The sequence below is a fragment of the Haemophilus paraphrohaemolyticus genome (genome assembly GCF_002015045.1).
GTDB classification, from domain to species: domain Bacteria; phylum Pseudomonadota; class Gammaproteobacteria; order Enterobacterales; family Pasteurellaceae; genus Haemophilus_A; species Haemophilus_A paraphrohaemolyticus.
On record NZ_MUXX01000012.1, the window covers coordinates 114,492 to 138,868 of the forward strand.

At 42.3% G+C, this 24,377-nt stretch carries 17 protein-coding genes and 1 pseudogene; 10 read left to right on the forward strand and 8 right to left on the reverse strand.

The genetic code is table 11. The features are described from left to right. Positions 1–110: 110 nt before the first annotated feature. The gene (gene fdhE / locus B0184_RS06265; RefSeq protein WP_005708802.1) at positions 111–1,022 is read left to right on the forward strand and encodes a formate dehydrogenase accessory protein FdhE; all 912 of its coding nucleotides are present in this window, start codon (positions 111–113) and stop codon (positions 1,020–1,022) included. Between the two features lie 76 nt (positions 1,023–1,098). Here fdhE and hrpA read toward each other — a convergent pair whose 3' ends face one another. The 3 genes from hrpA to pepB all read right to left on the reverse strand — a co-directional run bounded on the left by hrpA (position 1,099) and on the right by pepB (position 7,100). Continuing rightward, entirely contained in the window at positions 1,099–5,037 is a 3,939-nt protein-coding gene (gene hrpA / locus B0184_RS06270) for an ATP-dependent RNA helicase HrpA (protein ID WP_039851395.1), read from the reverse strand. Between the two features lie 279 nt (positions 5,038–5,316). Further along, a complete protein-coding gene (gene greB, locus B0184_RS06275) occupies positions 5,317–5,796 on the reverse strand; it encodes a transcription elongation factor GreB (protein WP_005708708.1) in 480 nt (159 codons plus the stop codon). 8 nt (positions 5,797–5,804) lie between these two features. Further along, entirely contained in the window at positions 5,805–7,100 is a 1,296-nt protein-coding gene (gene pepB, locus B0184_RS06280) for an aminopeptidase PepB (RefSeq protein ID WP_039851392.1), read from the reverse strand. Positions 7,101–7,263: 163 nt separating this feature from the next. On the opposite strand from pepB, the gene sucC reads away from it, so the two are divergent. From sucC to purB, 3 genes are all read left to right on the forward strand, one after another. After that, positions 7,264–8,430: an ADP-forming succinate--CoA ligase subunit beta gene (gene sucC / locus B0184_RS06285; RefSeq protein ID WP_005708684.1), complete on the forward strand. Its 1,167-nt coding sequence runs from the start codon at positions 7,264–7,266 to the stop codon at positions 8,428–8,430. A 24-nt stretch (positions 8,431–8,454) separates the two neighbouring features. Then, entirely contained in the window at positions 8,455–9,324 is an 870-nt protein-coding gene (sucD, locus tag B0184_RS06290; protein ID WP_005708793.1) for a succinate--CoA ligase subunit alpha, read from the forward strand. Positions 9,325–9,428: 104 nt separating this feature from the next. Beyond that, entirely contained in the window at positions 9,429–10,799 is a 1,371-nt protein-coding gene (gene purB, locus B0184_RS06295; protein ID WP_005708674.1) for an adenylosuccinate lyase, read from the forward strand. A gap of 59 nt (positions 10,800–10,858) precedes the next feature. On the opposite strand, the gene argA is transcribed toward purB, so the two are convergent. The 3 genes from argA to B0184_RS06310 all read right to left on the reverse strand — a co-directional run bounded on the left by argA (position 10,859) and on the right by B0184_RS06310 (position 14,442). Beyond that, positions 10,859–12,169 (reverse strand): amino-acid N-acetyltransferase, encoded by a 1,311-nt coding sequence (argA, locus tag B0184_RS06300; protein WP_039851370.1) that lies wholly within the window; start codon positions 12,167–12,169, stop codon positions 10,859–10,861. A gap of 68 nt (positions 12,170–12,237) precedes the next feature. Beyond that, positions 12,238–13,545, reverse strand: a complete 1,308-nt coding sequence (gene aroA / locus B0184_RS06305; protein ID WP_005708909.1) for a 3-phosphoshikimate 1-carboxyvinyltransferase — start codon at positions 13,543–13,545, stop codon at positions 12,238–12,240. A gap of 126 nt (positions 13,546–13,671) precedes the next feature. Next, a complete protein-coding gene (locus B0184_RS06310) occupies positions 13,672–14,442 on the reverse strand; it encodes a Nif3-like dinuclear metal center hexameric protein (protein WP_005708758.1) in 771 nt (256 codons plus the stop codon). A gap of 25 nt (positions 14,443–14,467) precedes the next feature. Here B0184_RS06310 and B0184_RS06315 point away from each other — a divergent pair. Continuing rightward, positions 14,468–14,822: pseudogene (locus B0184_RS06315) on the forward strand (PTS transporter subunit EIIC); the annotation flags it as partial. 22 nt (positions 14,823–14,844) lie between these two features. On the opposite strand, the gene B0184_RS06320 reads toward B0184_RS06315, so the two are convergent. Then, entirely contained in the window at positions 14,845–16,557 is a 1,713-nt protein-coding gene (locus B0184_RS06320; protein ID WP_005708795.1) for a DUF3413 domain-containing protein, read from the reverse strand. A gap of 3 nt (positions 16,558–16,560) precedes the next feature. Beyond that, entirely contained in the window at positions 16,561–16,782 is a 222-nt protein-coding gene (locus B0184_RS06325; RefSeq protein ID WP_005708797.1) for a YejL family protein, read from the reverse strand. Between the two features lie 76 nt (positions 16,783–16,858). Between B0184_RS06325 and B0184_RS06330 the strand changes: the two genes are divergently transcribed. From B0184_RS06330 to fabI, 5 genes are all read left to right on the forward strand, one after another. Beyond that, positions 16,859–17,521, forward strand: a complete 663-nt coding sequence (locus B0184_RS06330; RefSeq protein ID WP_005708807.1) for a TetR/AcrR family transcriptional regulator — start codon at positions 16,859–16,861, stop codon at positions 17,519–17,521. A 53-nt stretch (positions 17,522–17,574) separates the two neighbouring features. Further along, positions 17,575–18,780 carry an efflux RND transporter periplasmic adaptor subunit gene (locus B0184_RS06335; RefSeq protein ID WP_005708721.1) on the forward strand — a complete coding sequence of 402 codons (1,206 nt, stop codon included), beginning with the start codon at positions 17,575–17,577 and terminating at the stop codon, positions 18,778–18,780. A gap of 12 nt (positions 18,781–18,792) precedes the next feature. Continuing rightward, the gene (locus B0184_RS06340; protein WP_005708782.1) at positions 18,793–21,918 is read left to right on the forward strand and encodes an efflux RND transporter permease subunit; all 3,126 of its coding nucleotides are present in this window, start codon (positions 18,793–18,795) and stop codon (positions 21,916–21,918) included. Between the two features lie 207 nt (positions 21,919–22,125). Further along, positions 22,126–23,493: a bifunctional UDP-N-acetylglucosamine diphosphorylase/glucosamine-1-phosphate N-acetyltransferase GlmU gene (glmU, locus tag B0184_RS06345; RefSeq protein ID WP_005708845.1), complete on the forward strand. Its 1,368-nt coding sequence runs from the start codon at positions 22,126–22,128 to the stop codon at positions 23,491–23,493. Positions 23,494–23,551: 58 nt separating this feature from the next. Continuing rightward, positions 23,552–24,340: an enoyl-ACP reductase FabI gene (gene fabI, locus B0184_RS06350; protein WP_005708732.1), complete on the forward strand. Its 789-nt coding sequence runs from the start codon at positions 23,552–23,554 to the stop codon at positions 24,338–24,340. Positions 24,341–24,377 lie beyond the last annotated feature (37 nt).

A 24,377-nucleotide genomic window follows, 5' to 3' on the forward strand; every position in this document is an offset into this window, starting at 1 on the left:
GTAGGGCGTGAATAGCGTTTACGCACGCAAGCGGTTAATTTTATTCAATATTTTGCAAGCGTGCGTCCATTATCCCAATTCATCCCCTGCCTTTCATTTAAGGACACAAAATGAGCATCCGAATTTTACCTGATACTGAAATCAAACAAGCTGCAAGTTCCTTCGAACATCCACCACTTTTGTTCGCTAACCCTAAAAACTTATACGCACGCCGTGCAAAACGTTTACGTCAATTAGCGGAAGATAATCCGTTCAAAGATTATTTAGAATTCGCTGCAAATTTGGTTGAAGTGCAATTAGATCTGCTTGAAAATCACCCTATTGCAAATGAACAAGAAAAGTTGACCGCTTGCATTACTCAAACGCAAGGTAATAAACCACTGAATGCCAAAAATTTTCCACGTTCAAACGAATGGCAGAAACTTTTACTCGCACTCATTAAGAAGTTTAGACCTTACGCTAATGAAACCACTTTACCAACATTGGAATGGCTAGAAAAAGCGGCGTCTTCTGAGCTCGAAAAATTAGCGACAGATTTGTTTAATGAACGTTATGAACAAGTTGGTGCAGATAAAGCAGTCTTTTTATGGGCAGCTCTTTCACTTTATTGGGTGCAACTCACTCAACAACTGCCACGTAATACTATGACCGAAGTAGGCGAACGTCATACCTGCCCTGTATGTGATGCGGCACCTGTGGCAAGCGTAATTCATTTTGGTAGTGAGCAAGGTTTACGCTATATGCACTGCTCGCTTTGTGAAAGCGAATGGAATATGACCCGCTCGCAATGCTCTAGCTGCGATCAGAGTGGTAAATTAGATTACTGGAGTTTTGATAATGTCGATGCAGGCGTGAAATCTGAAAGCTGTGGTGATTGCGGAAGTTATTTAAAAGTAATGTATCAAGAAAAAGATGCCTATGTTGAACCTGTCGCAGATGATCTTGCTACCATTTTGCTTGATGCTGAAATGGAACAAAAAGAGTTTGCGAAGAGTGGGTTAAATCCTTTTCTTTTTCCTTAATGTTAATTGATTTATAAAATAAGGGTTGTACCTAAATATTGTTGGTGCAACCCCTAAATCATTCTAAATATTAGAATTATTTAAATTCTCCAATCATATTCAAAATCCGCTTATCAGAAATTGGGTATTTTGTGCCGATTTGTTGAGCGAAGAGGCTGACGCGCAGCTCTTCGATCATATAGCGAATTTCTAGCACTTCTGTTGGAATTGTTTTCGATTTTGGCAGTTTAGCCAGCAGCTGTTTGTAGGCTTCTTGAACCTGCTCAACACGTAGTATTTTAGCACGGTCAGTATTGGTATCTGTACCGAGTTTGTCTAAACGCTTGTCAATAGCGGTCAAATATCGGTAAAGATCTGCAAGACGTTGATAGCCAGTTTGAGTCACGAAATTTGGATACACCAAGCTTGCCAACTGGGCTTTAATATCCGACAACGCAAATGCCATCGTGAAGTCCATTTTGCCTTTCATTCGCTTGTTGAGTTCAAATGCTAAGGTTAAGCATTTTTCCACTTGCAAGGCAATTTCTGCGGTGGTGTCGTTCAGATTGGCACGCACAAACTCTTGCAGTTCACGGAATTTTTCTTCCGTCCAGACAAAACCGCCGAACTCATCAATCAACTTATCCACCGCACAGGAAATACAGTCATCAATCAGTTCTAATACCTTGCCAAACGGGGCGAAATATAAGCCAAGTTTAGCTTTATTCGGCAATTTTTCGTGTAAGTATTTAATCGGCGAAGGCACGTTCAGTAACAACAAACGACGTAAACCCGCTTGCATTGCTTGCACTTGCTCAGCTTCAGTTTCAAACAATTTTACTCCTACTGAAGTTTGCTCATCAACAATCGCAGGGTACGCCTTCACGCTGAAATGCTGTTTTTTGTGCTCGTAGCATTGCGGTAAATCCGCGAAGCTCCAGAGATGCAAACCGCTTTGCTCAATGCCATCGTCAGCGATATTAGAAAGTGTACTTTGCACCTGATCTTTGAGCTGGAATTTTAGTGCGTCTAAATCACCACTTTCGGCAATTTTTTTGTCCTTCTCATCAATCACGCGGAAAGTCATTTTCAGGTGTGCAGGCAGTTGTGAGTAATCCCACAATTCAGGCTCTACTGTTACCCCCGTCATTCGGCGAAGCTCGTAAGTCAGGCTTTCTAGTAATGGTTTAGCTAACGGTTCGGCACGCCCTAAAAAGGCCTCGGCATAGTTCGGTGCAGGCACAAAATTACGACGCATTGCTTTTGGTAAGGATTTAATTAGGCTCACCACTAATTCGTGGCGAAGCCCTGGGATCTGCCAGTCAAAGCCTTCAGGCTCTACTTGGTTAAGCAATGGCAGAGGAATATGCACCGTAACCCCATCGGCTTCTGAACCTATTTCAAATTGATAAGTGAGCTTCAATTTGAGCTTACCTTGATACCAGAAATTCGGGAAATCTAGCTCAGAAACCTTGTTTGCCCCTTCGTTCATCAGGAACGATTTTTCAAAATTGAGCAATTCAGGATCGGCTTTGCTTGCCTTTTTCCACCAGCTGTCGAAATGGCGACTAGAGACCACTTCTGTGCCTACACGCTGATCGTAGAAGTCGAACAACACCTGTTCGTCCACCAAAATATCGCGGCGACGAGATTTGTGTTCGAGGTCTTCCACCTCTTTGATCAAGCGGTTATTTTCTTTGAAGAATTTGTAATTATTGATCCATTCGCCTTCGACCATCGCTGAGCGAATAAAAATCTCACGACTGACGATTGGATCAATCGAGCCGTAATTCACTAAGCGTTTTGCCACAATCGGAATGCCGTAGAGGGCAACTTTTTCATACGCCATCACTGCCCCTTTGGACTTCGCCCAATGTGGCTCGCTGTAACTGCTTTTCACCAAATGCTGTGCTAACGGCTCGACCCATTCAGGTTCGATTTTTGCCACGGTTCTTGCCCACAGTTTAGTGGTTTCAACCAGCTCGGAAGCAATGATCCATTTCGGCTGTTTTTTAAAAAGCGCCGAGGTTGGAAAGATGAAAAATTGTGCATTTCTCGCCCCTAGATAGTGCATTTTTTCGCTATCTTTTAAACCTATATGCGAGAGCAAGCCTGCCAATAAAGCGGTGTGAATTTGCTGATAATTTGCTTCAAGCGTGTTAATCGGCAAGCCCATTTCACGCACCGACAAACGGAGCTGATGATAAATATCCTGCCATTCCCGCACGCGTAAATAGTTGAGGTAATCTTTCTGGCACTGCTTGCGGAACTGGTTTTTACTTAGCTCTTTTTGCTGGGTTTGAATGTAGTGCCACAGGTTCACAAATGCCAAGAAGTCCGAATCTTTGTCAGCAAAACGGCGATGTTTTTCATCTGATGCCTGCTGTTTTTCCTGTGGGCGTTCACGCGGGTCTTGAATAGAAAGTGCGGAGACAATCATCATCACTTCGTGCAAACTGCCGTTTTTTGCCGCTTCAATCACCATTCTTCCTAAACGAGGATCAATAGGTAATTGTGCTAATTGGCGACCGATTGGGGTGAGTTCACGTTTTTCGCCAAATTTAGTTTTACGAATGTGAAACGCTTGTAATTCTTCAAGCAAGCGAATTCCATCTTGCACTTGACGAACATCGGGCGAATCCACGAATGGAAACGCAGTAATATCGCTCAACCCAAGTGATGCCATCTGCAAAATAACCGAAGCTAAATTGGTGCGTAAAATCTCGGGATCGGTAAATTCAGGACGGCTGTTAAAATCCTCCTCTGAATATAAACGGATACAAATCCCCTCAGACACACGTCCGCATCGCCCTTTACGTTGATTGGCGGAAGCTTGTGAAATCGGCTCAATCGGCAAACGTTGCACTTTAGTACGATAGCTATAACGTGAAATTCGCGCTGTCCCTGTATCAATCACATATTTAATATTCGGAATGGTAAGTGATGTTTCTGCCACGTTGGTGGCTAAAATAATACGGTTCAAACTACTCGGACGGAAAATGCGTTGTTGCTCTTCGGCAGACAAGCGAGCGTAAAGTGGCAGAATTTCAGTAAAACGCAGATTCTGCTTTTGTAACGCTTCAGCAGTGTCGCGAATTTCACGTTCGCCGTTCATAAAGATCAGAATATCGCCTCGTCCTTCGGCTTGCAGTTCGTCTACCGCATTTAGAATACCTTGCAGTTGGTCTTGATCGTCCTCTTCTACAATCGGGCGATAACGTACTTCTACAGGGAAGGTTCTGCCCGATACTTCAATAATTGGTGCATTATTGAAATGGCGTGAAAAGCGTTCCACATCAATGGTTGCCGAGGTGATGATCACTTTAAGATCAGGGCGTTTATGTAGAATCTGTTTGAGATAACCTAAAATGAAATCGTTGTTAAGGCTGCGTTCGTGGGCTTCGTCAATAATCAAGGTGTCGTACTGATTAAGATAGCGGTCGTTTTGAATTTCAGCCAGTAGAATCCCGTCCGTCATCAATTTTACCAGTGTATTGTCGCTGACTTGATCGTTAAAACGGACTTTATAACCGACCGTCGCTCCTATCTCTGATTGCAATTCTTCCGCAATACGGTTTGCCACTGAGCGGGCAGCAATACGGCGAGGCTGGGTATGCCCAATCAAACCTTTCACGCCACGCCCTAGCTCCAAGCACATTTTCGGTAACTGGGTGGTTTTGCCCGAGCCTGTTTCTCCTGCAATCACTACGACTTGGTTCTCTGCAATTAGCTTGAGAATTTCCTCACGGCGTGACGAAATAGGCAGGTCAGGATAGTTGATGTTAAGGCTTTCTTGATGGGCTTTACGAGCAGAAAAATGGGCTTGTGCTGTGAGAATATCTTGTTCAATTTCTGTTTGAATTGCTTGTTTTGTTTCTGGCTTTTTCACATTTGACAAGCCATAAATCCGTGAACGCAAACGGCGATAGTCGTTAGTAGTCAGATCCTTTAGCTGGGCAATCAGAGCCTTTTGTGTGTTATCAAGCGGTTGGTTTTTAGGATTTTTTTGCGAAGATTGCGGCGAGTTTGGTTTCATTTTACGTTTAAGCATTAGATAGAAAAATTGGCATTATTCTAGCATAGATGTGAGATCGGGCATATAGCTCCACTTGTTACCCCTCTCCCTCCGAAAGGGAAGATGGTATAGTTACGAAAGTGGTTTTATTGTTTTCTTCCCTTGTGGGACAAACGCTTGCGTTTGAACATTGCCTTTGACAACGGTTGCGAAGGGGGAGCGAAGCGAATATTGAAACAGCTTGACACGATGTTCAGTCGTGGCAAGCAGAGAGAGGTGAGAAGATGAAGAGCAGAGCGGTTACTCTTTTTCATACCAAACTCGGTTAATAAACCACATCACTTTACCCGTTGGCGTTTGGACGGTAATTTCATCATCTTCCTGTTTACCAATTAAAGCACGGGCAACAGGGGAATCAATCGAAATCCAATTTTTCGCAGGGGCAAATTCATCGCATCCTACGATGCGATATTTCGCAATCTCACCCGCTTCGTTTTCCAATTCCACCCAAGCACCAAAAAAGACTTTGCCCTCTTGTTGCGGATGGTAATCGACGATTTGTAGCACTTCTAACCGTTTGGAAAGAAACCGCACACGACGGTCGATTTCACGCAAGCGACGTTTGCCGTAGATGTATTCCGCATTTTCGCTGCGATCGCCAAGGGCAGCTGCATCAGAAACGGCTTGGGTCACTTTCGGGCGTTCTTCTTTCCATAAGAATTTCAGCTCTTGGTCTAACATCTGCCAGCCTGAGCGGGTAATATAATTCGATTTTGCCATTCTTTTCCCTAAGCACTAAGCAATAAATTTGCTACTGTTCTTACACCAAGCCCTGTTGCACCAGCTGCCCATAAATCACTTGCGGTCTTACGGAAGGTAGCTGAAGCATCAATATGTAACCAATTTTGTTGGTAATTTTCCACAAAATAAGAGAGAAATGCACAAGCTGTGCTTGCTCCTGCCCCAACAGGCACCGAGCCAATGTTGGCAATATCCGCAAAGTTTGAGCTAATTTGTGATCGATGGAACGGCTCAAATGGCAAACGCCAGAAAGGTTCATTTTGATTTTTTGCGGCAGTGAATAATGCTGAAATCCAGTTTTCATCCATTGAAAGTACGCTGTGATAATCATTCCCCACTGCTACTTTTGCAGCACCTGTGAGTGTTGCTGCATCTAAAATCAACTGTGCATTTTGCTTACTTGCCTCAATTAAACCATCAGCCAACACCAAGCGACCTTCCGCATCGGTGTTTAAAACTTCAACCGTAACACCATTGCGATAGGTAATAATATCGCCCAATTTAAAAGCGTTATGGCTCACCATATTTTCTGCACAGCAGAGATAGAGCTTCACGCGTTTTTGCAAGCCTTGTGCAATCGCTAAACCTAATGCACCTGTAAGCATTGCCGCACCGCCCATATCAGTTCGCATTGTAGACATTGAATCACTTGGTTTTAAGCTATAACCACCTGTGTCAAAGGTAATGCCTTTGCCGACTAAACAGGCTAATACAGGCTCATCTGCCTTGCCCGTTGGATTGAAGTCTAACGCTAAGAAAGCAGGCGGATTTTCAGAACCTTTGCCCACCGTCCAAATGCCTGAATAACCTTGTTTTTTTAAATCTTCGCCTGAAATAATTTCCGCAGAAATTGCAGAATTCAAACCTTTTTTAACCGCTTGTTGAGTGACGAACTCGACCGCTTGTTCAGCTAATTGTACAGGTGTTAATTGGTCAGAGGGTTTATTGATGAGCGTGCGTGTAAATGTGGTGCATTCAAGGCGAGCATCAAATTCCGTTTGTGCTTCTCCCAAATTAGGGTATTGCACTGAGCCTACATTTTTCACGCTGACGTATCCTTGATGAAATGCCCAGCATTGTTCTAAATCCCAGCCTTCTCCTGCAAGCGTTACTGCTAAAATGCCTTGATTTTTAATTTTACGAGCGGCTTGCTGAATAGTGATAAATGCTTCGCTCTCAGGCTTTTCGTTAAGATGAATCGTCATTCCATTTTCATTGGCAGAAAGAATGGCTTTTTTGCCCCATTTTTCGGATGCGGGCGTATTTGACAGGGTGATTTGCATTGACATAATTATTCCTTATTCTGTAAATTGAATGAAGCGGTTGAATTTTAACAAGAATTTGTTAAATGTTCCTATTCATTTTTCCTTCATTTTCGGGTAATCTCAAGCCATTCTTTCTAAAATATCTCAAACACAATCCTACTCTATACAGGAAAAAAAGCATATGAATTTGCACGAATATCAAGCAAAACAACTCTTTAGCCAATACGGGTTACCTATCAATCGTGGCATTGCCTGCCATTCTATTGAAGAAACAGAGCAAGCTCTCAGCCAGCTAAGCGGTGATATTTTTGCCGTGAAATGTCAAATCCACGCAGGCGGACGAGGTAAAGCAGGTGGGGTGAAGTTAGTAAAAAATGCCGAACAAGCTCGCCAGTTTGCGGAACAATGGTTAGGCAAAAGAATGAGAACCTTCCAAACCGATAGCAAAGGCTTACCCGTAAATACCATTTATGTGGAAGAAACTTGCGAGATTGAGCGTGAACTTTATCTTGGGGCGGTTATTGACCGTAGCTCGCAAAAAGTGGTTTTTATGGCATCCAGTGCGGGCGGAATGGAGATTGAAGAGATCGCTAGAAATACGCCTGAGCTTATCCATAAAATTAGCCTCGATCCTCTCACTAATGCTCAACCCTTCCAAGCACGTGAACTTGCATTTAAACTCGGTTTAAAAGGCACAGAAATCCAACAGTTCGTTACCATTTTCCTTCAACTTGCCAAATTATTCCTTGAAAAAGATCTCTCCTTACTTGAAATAAATCCGCTGGTGGTAACTAAACAGCAAAATCTCATCTGTTTAGATGCCAAAGCGGTTATTGACAACAATGCTCTTTATCGTCACCCTGAACTAAAAGCACTTGAAGATGAGAGCCAAGAAGATCCTCGTGAAGCTTATGCTGCACAATGGGAGCTAAATTATGTGGCACTGAACGGTAATATCGGCTGTATGGTAAATGGTGCAGGGCTTGCAATGGGAACCATGGATATGATCAAATTACAAGGTGGCGAACCGGCGAATTTCCTTGATGTGGGCGGTGGTGCAACTAAAGAGCGTGTTGCTGAAGCATTCAAATTAATTTTATCCGACAGCCAAGTAAAAGCAGTGCTTGTTAATATTTTTGGCGGTATTGTACGTTGTGATCTGATTGCCGAGGGGATTATTTCTGCGGTGAATGAAGTGGGCGTAAAAGTCCCTGTAGTCGTGTGTTTAGAAGGTACAAATGCGGAACAAGGCAGGGCTATCTTAGCAAAAAGCGGGCTGAATCTAACGGTTGCTGAAACCTTAACACAAGCGGCGATTTCTGCCGTAAATTTTGCAAATCAAGCATAAAGACTAAAAAAGAAAGGATAGAAAATGGCAATTTTAATTGATAAAAATACGAGAGTGATTTGCCAGGGTTTCACGGGCAGTCAAGGCACATTTCACAGCGAGCAGGCTTTAGCCTACGGCACGCAATTAGTTGGAGGCGTTTCACCAAATAAAGGTGGCACAATACATTTGGGCTTACCAGTGTTTAATACAGTTCGAGAAGCGGTCGAAAAAACAGGGGCAACTGCAACCATTATTTACGTACCTGCCAGCGGTTGTAAAGATGCCATTTTGGAAGCCATTGATGCAGGTATTCAACTGATTGTGTGTATTACTGAAGGTATTCCAACGCTGGATATGCTTGTTGTTAAACAAAAATTAAACGAGATAGGCGTGCGAATGATTGGCCCAAACTGCCCTGGTGTGATTACGCCTGATGAATGCAAAATGGGCATTATGCCTGCTAATATTCACAAAAAAGGCAAAATTGGTATTGTATCGCGTTCAGGCACGCTGACCTATGAAGCGGTAAAACAGACGACAGATGAAGGATTCGGACAATCCACTTGCGTTGGGATTGGTGGCGATCCGATTCCAGGTTCTAGTTTTATTGATATTTTGCGTCTATTTCAAGATGATCCTGAAACTGAAGCCATAGTGATGATTGGCGAAATTGGTGGTTCAGCCGAAGAAGAAGCAGCTCAATTTATAAAAGCACACGTAACTAAACCTGTAGTAAGCTATATTGCAGGTGCAACTGCCCCGAAAGGCAAACGGATGGGGCACGCGGGTGCAATTATCAGTGGCGGTAAAGGCACGGCAGAAGAGAAGTTCCAAGCCTTAGAAGCAGCGGGTGTCACTTGTGTAAGAAGTTTAGCGGAAATAGGTAAGGCATTGCGAGAATGTTTAGCCTAAAATGAGCACTCTTTTATTTAGCCCGTGAAATATGCGTAAAAAAATGCTATATTTCTTGGGCTATATTTTTGCTTTATTTTTATTTATCTTACGGAGAAATCTCAATGGAACTTAACGCTTTAACAGCATTGTCCCCAATTGATGGTCGCTATCAAGACAAAGCGGCAGCCCTTCGCCCAATTTTTAGTGAATTTGGTTTATTAAAATTCCGAGTGACGGTAGAGGTTCGTTGGTTACAAAAACTCGCTTCTCACGCACAAATTGAGGAAGTTCCAGCTTTGTCTAAAAACGCAAACGATTACCTTAATGATATTGTGGCGAATTTTTCTATTGAAGATGCAAACCGTATCAAAACCATTGAACGCACCACCAATCACGATGTAAAAGCGGTGGAATATTTCTTAAAAGAGAAATGCGAAGCCTTGCCAGAGCTTCACAAAATCAACGAATTTATCCACTTTGCTTGTACATCAGAAGACATCAACAATACCTCGCACGCATTAATGCTTAAAACTGCTCGTGAAGAAGTGTTATTGCCAGAGTGGAAAAAAGTGATTGATGCAGTAGTTGAACTTGCTGAGCGTTACAAAAACATCCCATTGCTTTCTCGCACACACGGTCAGCCAGCCAGTCCAACAACGATTGGTAAAGAGATGGCAAACGTAGCTTACCGCCTAAAACGCCAATATAAACAGCTCGAGAATTTAGAAATTTTAGCGAAAATCAATGGTGCAGTAGGTAACTATAATGCCCATTTATCGGCTTATCCAGACATCGACTGGCATACTTTCAGCCAAGAGTTCATCGAACAATCTTTAGGTGTCACTTGGAACCCATACACAACCCAAATTGAACCTCATGATTACATCGCTGAGTTCTTTGATTGTGTCGCTCGTTTCAATACTATCGTGATCGACTTCGACCGTGATATGTGGGGTTATATCGCATTAAATCATTTCAAACAACGCACCATTGCAGGCGAAATTGGTTCTTCAACCATGCCGCACAAGGTAAACCCAATTGATTTCGAAAACTCCGAAGGTAACTTAGGCTTAGCGAATGCAATTATGAGCCATTTAGGTCAAAAATTGCCAATCTCTCGCTGGCAGCGTGACTTAACCGACTCAACTGTATTACGTAACTTAGGTGTCGGCTTAGGCTATGCGCTAATTGCGTATGCTTCAACCTTAAAAGGCATTAGCAAATTAGAGGTAAATGAGCAGCACTTACGTGATGAATTAGATCAAAACTGGGAAGTGTTGGCAGAGCCAATTCAAACGGTAATGCGTCGCTACGGCATCGAAAAACCGTATGAGAAATTAAAAGAGCTCACCCGTGGTAAACGTGTAACAGGCGAAGCAATGCGTGAGTTTATTGATGGCTTAAGCTTGCCAGAAGCAGAAAAAGCTCGCTTAAAAGAGATGACACCAGCAAGCTATATTGGCTATGCGGTGGAGTTGGTTGAGAAACTCTAATTAGCAAAACATTAAAAGAAAATCACCGCTTGACTTAGAATAAGACAAGCGGTGATTTTTTATTTTAAATTCAACACCAAAACCCGCGACTTCCGCTGATGATCGTAATGTTCGCGTTTATAGGCTGGCAAATCTTCTGTGCCTTTAATTTCAAAGCCTCGTTCTTGGAACCATTGTGTTGTACGAGTAGTGAGTACAAAGAGTTTTTCAATGCCCATTTGAATCGCACGGCGTTTAATAGCGTCTAGCAACACATCGCCACGGGAAGAATCGCGATAATCTGGATGCACTGCTACACACGCCATTTCTGCCATTTTTTCATCTAAATAAGGGTTCAATGCCGCACAAGCAATCACAATTCCATCTCGTTCGATAATAGTATAACGGCTGATTTCAACTTCTAATTGCTCGCGCGAACGTTTTACCAAAATGCCTTGTTCTTCAAGCGGTCGAATCAGGTTAAGCAAACCAGGGATGTCGTGCGAAGTCGCAATGCGGATATGCTCCGAACTCTCTTCAGAAAGCTGTGTGCCGATACCATCACGAGAGAAAAGTTCTTGCAAGAGTGAACCATCTTCTTTATAGCTCAGCAAATGTGAGCGTTTGATCCCTGAATAGGACGCTTCGATCGCCGCTTGTAAGAAACGAGCGGCAGAGTTGTGGTAATCGTTATTCTCAATAAATTTATTCAGGTAACGCTTTGCCTCGCGAGGGTGAATATCAGAAATCACTTCACCATTTTCATTCAGCAAACCTTGCTCGCCACAAAAACCAATTAGCTTATCGGCTTTTAGTTTAATCGCAATTTGCGTTGCAATTTCTTCAAATGGGAGATTAAACATTTCGCCCGTTACTGATGGGGCAATTGGTCCAATCATGACAATCGCATCTTGTTCCAACTGTTGCTGAATGCTTTCAACATTGATACGACGAATTTTACCGCTCAAACCAAAGTCGACACCATTTATCACGCCAAGCGGTTGGGCTAAAATCGCATTGCTGCTAACCACATTCAACACGGGCGAGTTTGGCAGGCGAAGAGAGAGTTTGGAGAAAATATCGTAATGCAAACCACCGATCGCTTGCTTTACGTATTCAAGTGTTTCAGGATCGGTCACGCGAATATGGTTGTGGTAGTGAGACAAGCGGTTGTTTTTTGCCAATAATTCGTCAATTTGTAGCCGTCCGCCAAATACAATGACCAACTTAATACCTAGACTGTGTAGTAGGCTGACATCGTTGGCGATACTCACAAAATTGGAATGAGCAATTGCGTTGCCATCTAGCATAATGACGAACGTTTTGCCTCTATGCATATTCACATAGGGCGAGGATTGTCTAAACCATTGGACTAATTCAGTATTACGCATAAGATTTTCTCTCAAATTTTGTGAGTAGTTATAGCTTAGTTTGAATAATTATGCGGATAAAATGAATATTATCTCACTGATAATTTCTCAAATTCCGAAAAATAAGTTGGGAAGGTTTTTGCGGTGCATTTTGGATCTAAAATCGTCACAGGCGTATTAGATAACGCAATCAATGAAAAACACATCGCCATTCGGTGATCGTTATAGGTTGCGATCTCTGCATGCTTGAATTTCTCTAATGCAAGCGGTTGAATTCGGATGAAATCTTCCCCTTCTTCCACTTCCGCCCCTATTTTACGTAGTTCGGTTGCCATTGCAGTTAAGCGGTCGGTCTCTTTTACACGCCAGTTATAGATGTTGCGAATAACAGTTTCGCCTTGTGCGAAGAGAGCGGTAGTCGCAATCGTCATCGCTGCATCAGGAATATGGTTCATATCCATATCAATACCGTGCAAATCGCCCTGTTCGGCTTGAATAAAATCGTCGCCCCATGTGATTTTTGCGCCCATTTTCTCTAACACATCAGCAAACAAGCGGTCGCCTTGGATAGAATTTTTACCAATACCTGTCACTTTCACATTGCCTTTAATTGCTCCAGCCGCTAAGAAATAAGAAGCAGACGAAGCATCGCCTTCCACCAAATATTTGCTTGGCGAAATATAACGCTGATTGCCTTTAACGCAGAAAGTTTGGTAGTTTTGGTTTTCAACGGTTACGCCAAAATCTTTCATCATCGCAAGTGTGATGTCGATATAAGGTTTTGAAACCAGATCACCAATAATCTCAATCTCCATATCGTCTTCTGCAAGCGGCGCTGCCATCAATAATGCCGTTAAGAATTGGCTAGAAATTGAGCCGTCAATTTTCACTTTACCGCCTTGCAAGCCTTTATTACGGATCGCAATAGGTGGGTAGCTGATATTTTCTAAATAGCATACATCAGCCCCAACCTGTTGCAGCGCATCAACCAAGTGCAAAATCGGGCGTTCTTTCATTCTTGGTTCGCCTGTTAAAATTACTTCGGCTTCCTGTTTGCCTTTTAAGCAAAGTGCCGCTGTTAATGGACGCATCGCTGTTCCCGCATTACCTAAAAAGAGCGATAATCCATTTTGCCAATCAAAGGCACCGCCAACGCCTTCAATAGTGCAAACGGTTTTATTTTCGGAAAGTTGGTAGTTCACGCCCAATGCTTTGAGGGCGTTTAGCATATGGCGGATATCATCGCTATCAAGCAAGTTGGTCACGATCGTGGTGCCCTGAGATAATGCAGCAAGTAGCAAAGCACGGTTTGAAAGGCTTTTTGAGCCAGGTAAGTTGATTTCGCCCTCAACACGAGCGATAGGTTGGAGTGTGATTTGTTCGAGTTGTTTTGTCATAAAGATCTAGTGATTAAATGTTGTGTTTGTATACATATCCCTTTCTCTGGCTGCAGATTCTGAACGAATCCGTAGCCTGTCTCTCTCCCACAAGGGAAGAGAGTGGATAAAAAGTAAGGCATAAATTTATGCTGGGTTATCAATATCTACAAAAGTGACATCCAGTTGATACTCTTTAGCAAGCCATTCACCGAGGGCTTTTACGCCATCGCGTTCGGTAGCGTGGTGTCCTGCTGCAAAGAAATAGATCCCTTGCTCGCGGGCTGAATGTGTGGTTTGTTCAGAAATTTCGCCTGTAATAAAGGCATCAATGCCTTTAGCTGCGGCTAAATCAATATAACCTTGTCCGCCACCTGTGCAGATTGCCACAGTTTTGATCAGTTTATGCGGGTAATCCGCAATAAATTCATCGCATACCGTTGGTTTACGGTTTAATGCTTTCTCAATTCGAGCAGCCATCTCTTTGGCAGAAATCGGCGTTTCCAGCTCGCCATAAACAGGGATCGAATGTGGCTTATCTTCCAAACTGACCAGATTACGCACGCCTAAATAGTTCGCAAGTTGGGCATTATTACCCAATTGAGGATGAATATCGAGCGGTAAATGGTAACCGAAAAGGTTGATGTCGTGAATTAAAAGCTGTTTGATGCGTTTACCTTTCATGCCACGGATACAAGGTGTTTCGCTTTTCCAAAAGTAGCCGTGATGCACCAAAATCGCATCGGCATTGAGCTCAATGGCCTTTTCAATCAGCGGAAACGTTGCAGTAACGCCTGTGACGATTTTTTGGATATGTTTACGCCCTTCGACTTGTAAACCGTTAGGTGCATAGTCTGCAATTTGTTTAGCGTTTAGTTTGGTATCTAAGATTTGTTCTAGTTCGAGATTGGTTAGCATGGGAATCCTTTATCTTTTATTTTATATTGCCGCTCTTATTTCGCTCTTCTCGCCTGAAACGAAAAGCATTGATACAGGGGTAATTGGGGCACTCGTGATGGGCTTGATTACCGTTAAGCTTCACAATAAATATCACAATATTCAATTACCACAAATCTTGGGATTCTTTGGTGGCTCGCGCTTTGTGCCTATTGTGACTGCCTTTTCAGCCATTTTTGTGGGTGCAATCTTCTTCCTCATTTGGTCAACATTCCAAAATTGATTGGTCTCAGTAGGTGAATATATTACCTCAATGGGGAGGGGGAATTGGCACTTACTTCTACGGTTTCTTAATGCGTTTATGCGGAGCGGTTAGTTTACACCATATGGTTTCCCCTTTGTTATGCTTGTTTATTTTTAAGGTTATTTATTCATAAATTGATTACTCAATGTAATCATTTGCAAGAACAATGCAAGAGGTGGTTTTTCGCTTTTAATTTGCACACCTTCTGCGTTGAAGTTTTCAACTTGTCCACGGCGATCTAGATGGAATTGTTCGCCGTCTGGCATAATCGCAACATTCCATTGGTGGTTGGACGCCAGTACCCAAAGGCGGTTATTCGGTTTAGATAAATCAATGCCTTGGGTGTAATCATTCGCAGGATTAAGCACACCAAAGAACTGGCTAAAGAGAGTTGGCATAATGTCTAAATGGCTAGAAAGCTGGTTGTATAATTGCCCTTCGCCTTGCCAATAGAACATCAATGGCACTTCTAATCGTTCTGTTGAGAAACTGTTTTTCATTTTCTCTGCGTTAGCTAAATCGGCAGTCAGTATCACCAAGGTTCTACCCATTAGAGCTTTGTTTTCAAGCTGTTGCCAGATTGTTTCAATTTGCTGATTAATCTGGTTTTCAGAGGTCATATTTAACTGTAGATAGCTAAAGAATGGCTTATTTGCTTCCTGTTTTGTCAGCCACGTTTGCCACGCATTCAGTGCTTGTTCATTATCTTCCGTTTTGGCTAAAGGCATATTTGCAAATAACGCACGGTGATAGAGCGGTTCAGCAAAGTTGTTTGCAGAGAATAAGGCGAATTGATAGCCATATTTTTTAAAGGCTGTCATTAACGGCGAACTCGTTTTTTCGTTCAATACCGCATCAATATATTTTCCGCTTAATCCGTAGAAAATCCCCAATGTGCTGGCCATTGGTGTATCGCCACTCGCATAGTGGTGCATAAAGCGGTAGGATTTTCCCGCTATTTTGCGAACAAATGGCATCTGCTCGCCATCAATCGCTTGATTGGTTAAGCCTGAGACGTTAATCAACAACACATTTACTTCAGGCGTTTTGGTCATTTGAAGCATTTGTTTTGGGTAGTCTAAATAGAAAGTATCTAAACGCCCTGTCTGCTCAATGGTTTGTTCCATTTTTTCCATATCGACTAAGCCGTGTTTTTCTAAGAAACTACGTGCTGTCATTGGGTAGGAAAGTGGGTAATTTGCCTTTTGCGAAGTAATTGGGCGATTGATGCTCATATCTGCCCATGCATAAATAAGGTGGGTCGCGATAAAGCAACTCAAGAAAAACATCGCAACATATTTGCCCCACGTTTGGCGGTTGAAACTACGTAATTTTTGCCAACACCAACGGGAGTAGAGCATTTCTGCCAGTAAAATCAGTGGCATTGGTACGAACAGTAATTGCCATTGGCGAGAGAGTTCGCCGTTGTCAGGATTGACTAATAAGTCCCAAACAAGCGGTGATAAATGTAGATAAAATTGCTTAAAGATTTCGGTATCAACCAAGAGCAACGTTTGCCCAATGGTAGCAAAAATGACCGAAAAGCCACGGAAACCGCGCTCATTGCGGATTAAAAAACTAAGTGGGAAAAGGCAGAGTAGATAAAAGGCAAAAACAACGAAGCTGAAATGACCAAAAAGGCTGATGAAAAAATAGAGTTTACCGACCAACGTATTCGGCCAGTCGGCATTAAAAGCATAACGAGAGGCAATTAAAATCGCCACGACAATATTAAAAAGTGCAAACCAATGCCCCCACGTAATACGCTGCGAGGTTTGTTCGCGGTATTGGAGTGTGTTGGTTGGAAATAATTGACGTAGGCGATTAAGCATAGGTTATTTTGCTTTTAAAGAGTGTTTTAACGAATTGGCAAAAGCCTCAGCAAGGCGTTCACGCTGTTGTTCATCTTGCACACGGTTTTGGATAATGTTAGTAACCATATTGCCAAGCACCATAAGTGATAAATCAGCAGGTGCTTTGTGTTGTTCTAATACGATAAATAAATCTTGTAATAAGGTATCGAATTGATTGTTTTGATATTTAGATTTTACAGCCATGTTGATTTTCTTGAGTGAATAATTGGGCAAATACTAGCATATTTTTAGTAAAATAGAGAGAAATAAGCGGTCGAAAATGGATTTTTCTTTGCAAAAAGAGGTAGAAATCTATAAAATGAACAACTGTTCATTTTGGAAAATGGAGAGTGAAATGCAGAAAACGGAAATACAAAAAAACGAAGTGCAAAGTTCATCAAAAGATGAGATGGCTCGCCAAATTCTTTCCGTGACTGAAATACTCATCGCAGAGATTGGCATTCAAAACCTTTCTATGCGAAAAATTGCAACCAGAGCGAACTTAGCATTAGGAACGCTCTATTTATATTTTAAGACCAAAGACGATTTATTAAATAAGCTGGCTTACGATTTATGTGACCGTTTTACGCATTATGTGCAAAATGGCTATGATGAAACTGACACGCTGTTTAATCGTTACCGCAAGATGTTTGAAAACAAGTTGGCATTTTTGCGAGATAACCCAACGGTCGCAACGAATTTATCGCAATATCAAGCGATGCTTGGCTTTAATGAGATTATTGAGCGATTGATTCACGATGATGATTTTATCTGGAATAAGTTTGTGCGAGATGGGCAGAAGCAGGGCGTCATCGCTCAAATGCCAGCGGAATTATTGCACGTTTTGGGTATTGGAATTGTGGTGGAAATTGCTTATTTACAGCAATTGACGCAAAAAGAGTATTCGAAGGAAACAATAGAACAAATGCTATTGTGTTCTTGAAAAGCAATTACGGTGTAAATCGTTTATTTTTATTTAAATATATTGGAGAAAACATGACAACAGAAAACCAAAAGCCTTCTCGTGGCAGAAAGTTTCTTATTGTAGTAACGCTATTGGTTGTGCTTGTTGCTTTTGCAGGCGTAGCAGGAATGCAACGTTTTATCGCAGGCAAGAAAGCGGAAGCTGCAGCGAATATGCCTGAAACGGTGAGTGAAATCACTGCAATGGAGGTGCAACCTCGCGAATGGACGCCTTACCTTTCAGCAGTAGGTTATGTTCGTCCGAACCAAGGGGCGATGTTAGGTGCGGAATCTTCTGGTACGGTAAAAAGTGTGAATGTGAAATCAGGGCAGCGTGTCAATAAAGGTGATTTATTGGTGGAGTTTGATGATGCTGTTGAAGTGGCGACTTTGAAAGCGTCTCAAGCACAATTGCCAAATGCCAAAGTTACCTTAGATCGTTATCGTAACTTAGTGGCATCTAACAGTGCTTCAAAAGCGGAATTAGACAATGCTCAAGCAACCTATAATCAATTAGTGGCAAATATTGAGTCATTAAAAGCTTCAATTGCACGCCGTAAAATTTATGCTCCATTTAGCGGTTTTGCAGGTATCGTGAATGTGAACGTAGGTCAATACATCACAACCGGTACAGAAATTGTGCGTGTTGAAGATCAAAGTTCAATGAAAGTGCGTTTTACGCTTCCTCAAACAGATGTTGAGAATATTTTTGTGGGTCAAAAAGTGACTGCAGAAGTGGATGCGTTAGTGGGGCAAACCTTCCCAGCGGAAATTGTAGCAATCGATCCTGCAGTTGATCGCAATACGGGTTTAATTAACGTTGAAGCGGTAATTACTGAAGGTGGTAACAAATTGCTTTCAGGTATGTTTGTGCGTTTAAATGTGGCATTGCCAACTGAAAAAGCACAAATCGTGGTGCCACAAATTGCGGTTACTTACACGATGTATGGTGAAACTATTTATGTGCTTGAGCAACTTTCAGATGAAGATAAAGCACTTGTAAGCAAAATGGCAGAGCAAAATCCGAAATTAGATGCAAATAAAATGTATCGTGCAAAACAAGTGGAAGTAAGAACCAAAGACCGTAACGGTATCTACGCACAATTAGCGAAAGGCGTGAAAGCGGGTGATGTTATCGTAACGGGCGGTTTCCAGCGTTTAAATAATCATTCACTTATCATTGTTTCTGATCAAGAAGCTGTTGGTGTAACCGTACCTGCGAAAAGTAGTAAACTTTAATTGAGGTAATCAATGAAATTTACCGATCTATTTATTAAACGCCCTGTACTTGCGGTGTGTATTAGCTTGCTGATTACGATCCTTGGCTTGCAATCCATCAATAAGTTACAGGTGCGAGAATACCCTGAGATGACTATCTCCACTGTAACCGTGAGTGTGAACTACTCAGGTGCGGATGCGAGTTTGATGCAAGCACTCGTAACTTCTCAAATTGAAGAAGCGGTTGCACAGGCGGATAACATCGACTATGTGACTTCATCAAGTGGACCAAGCACTTCAACCACTACGATTAAAATGAAATTGAACACCAACCCTCAATTGGCGTTGGCGGATATTTCTTCGAAAGTGAGTGCGATTCGTTCTAATCTTCCGAGCGGGATTGATGATCCATCAATCAGCGTTTCATCAGGTTCGAACGATGCGTTGATGTATATCCGATTTGTCTCTGATGAGTTAAATACGACCCAAATTACCGACTATATTAACCGTGTGGTTAAACCACAATTCTTTACGGTAAATGGGGTATCAAGTGTTGATATTTTCGGTGCAACGACCTTCGGTTTACGTATCTGGTTAGATCCTGACAAAATGGCGGGTAATAATCTCTCTGGTGCACAAGTGTTAGCGGCTTTAACGGCAAACAACTTAAACACTGCCGCGGGTAATGCGAATGGCTACTACACAGTTTATAAAAACAAAGTAGAATCAAGCACGCCATCTGTTTCAGAACTTGAGAACGTAACGATTTCAACCACATCAGACGGTAAAACCATCAAGTTAAAAGACATTGCAAAGGTTGAGTTAGATAAATATCAAGATGCCTCTCGTACTGTTGCAGACGGTAAAGAAGCGGTTGTTTTAGGTGTTTCTGCTGCAACTACAGCAAACTCCATCACTGTGGCTAAAGATATTTATCCTGTATTTGCACAAATGCAGAAAAATTTACCAGAAACAATTAACGGTCAGATTTTATACGACAAAACGATTGCCATTAATAGCTCTATCAATGAAGTTTATAAAACAATTATTGAAGCAACGGTGATTGTATTAGTGGTTATTATCCTATTTTTAGGATCACTGCGAGCGATGATTGTGCCGATCATTACCATTCCAATCTCGCTTATTGGGGTATTGTTCTTCCTACAAATGTTTGGCTTCTCGATCAATCTTTTAACCTTATTGGCGTTAATTCTTGCGATCGGCTTGGTGGTGGACGATGCGATCGTCGTACTTGAGAACGTAGAACGTCACGTGAAAGAGGGTAAATCGCCATTTGATGCAGCGATTATCGGTACGCGTGAAATTGCAATCCCCGTTATCTCAATGACCATCACACTTGGTGCAGTATATTCACCGATGGCATTGATGGAAGGGGTAACAGGTTCACTTTTCAAAGAGTTCGCCTTAACCCTTGCGGGTGCGGTATTCATTTCAGGGATTGCAGCATTAACGCTTTCGCCAATGATGTCGAGCCGTGTGTTAAAAGAACACAACGAAGAACACGAAAGCCGTTTTGCGAAGTGTATCAACGGTATGTTGGATAAAATGACCTCGTGCTACACCAATATGTTGCGTGGAGTTATGGCGGTGCGTTGGGCTATCGTGGTGTTTGCGGTAGTGATTTTTGGTACCTTACCAACCCTTTTAGGCTCACTTTCAAGTGAAGTTGCTCCAACCGAAGACCGAGGCTTTATCGTGGGTATTGGTAGTGGTCCATCAAATACCAACTTAGATTACACCCAAGCGGCAACAGAGAAATTCAACAAAGAAGTTGCTGAAATTCCAGAAGTCTCTGCAATGATGACGATTTCAGGCTTTAATGGCTCGAATAGTGCACTCTCTATCATCTCACTAAAAGATTGGAGTGAGCGTACTCGTGAACGAGCAGAAATTTCAAAAGATGTGGCAGCGATTGCAAAAAATGTTGTTCCAATGGACATCAATGCTATCGCCTTCCCTGAAATTTCCACAGGTGAAAGTGGTTTACCCTTCTCATTAGTGATTACCACAGCGGATAACTACACCAAGTTAGCCGATGTTGCAGGCGAATTCTTGAAAAAAGCACAAGCTTCAGGTCAATTCTTCTTTGCAAACTTAGACTTGAAATTTGATACAGTAACGATGAAATGGAAGTTCGACCGTGAAAAAATGGGGGCTTACGGGATCTCTATGCAGCAAGTAAGTAACACGCTTGGTGCTTACTTATCAGGAGCGATTATTACCCGTGTCGATATTGATTCCCGTGCGTATCCGATCGTATCACAAGCGGTTCGAAAAGATCGTTTAAATCCAGAAGATTTAACGAAATATTACGTAACAGCTGCAAACGGTGAAGCTGTACCATTAAGCTCAATCGTAAGTTTAGAGTTGACTACAGAACCATCTTCATTACCACGTATGAGCCAGCTAAACTCAGCAACGATTGGCGGTGTTGTGTCAGGTTCAATTGGTGACGCAGTAAACTGGGCGAAAGCGGAATTAGACCGAACGCTTCCACAAGGCTATCAATACGATTTTAAATCAGAAGCGCGCCAATATGTACAAGAAGGTAATGCAATGGTAATGACCTTTGGCTTAGCGGTAATTATCATCTACCTTGTACTTGCAATTCAGTTTGAATCTTGGCGTGATCCAATGGTAATTTTGGTATCTGTACCGTTAGCCGTGAGTGGTGCGTTATTAGTGCTTAATGTCTTAGGTATCGCCAAAGTGGCAGGGGCAACCTTGAATATTTACTCTCAGGTGGGTTTGGTAACCTTAGTCGGTTTAATCACCAAACACGGTATCTTAATGTGTGAAGTCGCGAAAGAAGAGCAGTTAAACAACGGTTTATCTCGTTTTGAAGCGATTGTTCACGCAGCAACCATTCGTTTACGTCCGATTATGATGACGACAGCAGCGATGGTGGCGGGCTTAATCCCTCTACTTTTAGCGTCTGGTGCGGGTGCGATTGCACGCTTTAGTATCGGTATCGTAATCGTCGCAGGTTTAAGTATCGGTACACTCTTCACCTTATTCGTATTGCCTGTGATCTATACCTTCTTAGGTCAAGAACACAAACCTTTACGCGAATTTGATGAAGAAAAATACGCCAACCAATCGGTTGAAAAATTAGAAAATCACGCAAATGAGGTGTAATTTCTAACCTTAAATCACAAGCGGTTAGCTTTTTGCAAAAGATTGCAAGAAACTAACCGCTTTTTCTATACAATTTCTGGTAAAATAACCAAAATTTTATTCCTTGTAGGGTATGTCAGCTTGCTGACGCACGTCAGTCAAAATGGTGCGTTAACTTTGTTCACACACTCTACGAGTTATCAAATGTTTTTAAATAAGGAAAATTTTATGACTCAACCATTAAGCGTGGTAATTTTAGCGGCGGGTAAAGGCACGCGTATGTATTCAGATTTACCAAAAGTATTGCACCCAGTTGCGGGTAAACCGATGGTGAAACACGTTATTGATACGGCAAAACAGCTTGATGCTCGTCAAATCAATTTAATTTACGGACACGAGGCGGATTTATTAAAAGCACGCTTGGCAGATGAGCCTGTGAATTGGGTTTTCCAAGCAGAACAATTGGGCACCGGTCACGCAATGCAACAAACTGTCCCATTTTTCGCAGACGATGAAAATATCGTAATGCTTTATGGTGATGCACCGTTAATTCAAAAAGAAACCTTAGAACGTTTAATCGCGGCAAAACCTGAAAATGGTATTGCACTTTTAACAGTGAAATTAGACAACCCGACGGGCTACGGTCGTATTATTCGCGAAAATGGTTCTGTGGTTGCGATTGTGGAGCAAAAAGATGCCAACGAAGAGCAGCTGAAAATCCAAGAAGTGAATACAGGCGTGATGGTGGCAAGCGGTGCGAGCTTCAAAAAATGGTTGGGTAATTTAAATAATAACAACGCACAAGGCGAGTATTACATTACCGATGTGATCGCAATGGCAAATGCAGAAGGCTTCCAAGTGCAGGCTGTTCAAGCTACAGAATATATGGAAGTAGAAGGTGCAAATAATCGTTTGCAACTAGCTGCATTAGAGCGTTTCTACCAACAAAAACAAGCAGAAAAATTATTGTTAGCAGGTGTGACGATTATCGACCCAAGTCGCTTTGATGTACGCGGTACAGTTGAACACGGCAAAGATGTGACTATTGATGTGAACGTGATTTTAGAAGGCTCGGTGAAACTGGGTAACAACGTGAAAATCGGTGCAGGTTGTGTGCTGAAAAACGTAGTAATTGGCGATAACGTCGAAATCAAACCTTATTCTGTGTTGGAAGATGCGGTAGTTGGGGCTAAATCAGCGATTGGTCCGTTCTCTCGTTTGCGTCCAGGTGCGGAATTAGCGGAAGAAACGCACGTCGGTAATTTCGTTGAAATCAAAAAATCAACAATCGGTAAAGGTTCGAAAGTAAACCACTTAACCTATGTGGGCGATGCAGAAGTGGGTAGCAATGTGAATGTCGGTGCAGGCGTGATTACTTGTAACTACGATGGGGCAAACAAATTCAAAACCATCATTGGCGACGATGTATTCGTAGGTTCAGACAGCCAATTAGTTGCTCCTGTTGAAATTGCCAAGGGCGCAACCATTGGTGCAGGAGCGACCATTACCCAAAACGTGGGCGAAAATGAATTAGTGATTACCCGTGTGGCACAAAAACATATTCAAGGTTGGAAACGTCCGACCAAACAGAAATAATCCCCCAAGCGGTCGAAATTTCTGTATAATTTGCAAAATTTTTTAAAGAGGAAAAATTATGGGTTTTTTAACTGGTAAACGCATTTTAATCACAGGTTTAGCAAGCAATCGTTCAATCGCATACGGCATCGCACAAGCGATGCACCGTGAAGGGGCAGAACTTGCATTCACTTATTTAAACGATAAATTAAAAGGGCGTGTAGAAGAGTTCGCAAAAGAGTTCGGTTCAGATATCATTTTACCGATGGATGTGGCACAAGATCAAAACATCACAGATTGTTTTGCTCAATTAAGCCAACGTTGGGAAAAATTTGATGGTTTCGTTCACTCAATTGGTTTTGCACCTGCAGACCAATTAGATGGCGACTATGTAGCAGCAGCAACACGTGAGGGTTTCCGTATCGCTCACGACATCAGTGCATATAGTTTTGTGGCAATGGCACAAGCGGCTCGCCCATTCTTAAACCCTAACTCAGCGTTATTAACCCTTTCATACTTAGGTGCTGAGCGTGCAATCCCTAACTACAACGTAATGTGTTTAGCAAAAGCGTCATTAGAAGCAAGTACACGCGTAATGGCAGCAGATTTAGGTAAAGAAGGCATTCGTGTGAATGCGATTTCTGCAGGTCCAATCCGTACCTTAGCAGCTTCTGGTATTAAAGATTTCAAAAAAATGTTATCGAATTTCGAGAAAACAGCACCTTTACGCCGTACCGTAACCATCGAAGATGTGGGTAACTCTGCAGCGTTCTTATGCTCAGACTTAGCTGGTGGTATTACTGGTGAAGTGGTTCATGTAGATGCAGGGTTCAGCATTGTCGCAATGGGCGATATTAGTGCAGAATAATTGCCAGAGCAACTGCTTAAGTTGAACTAAAATTAAC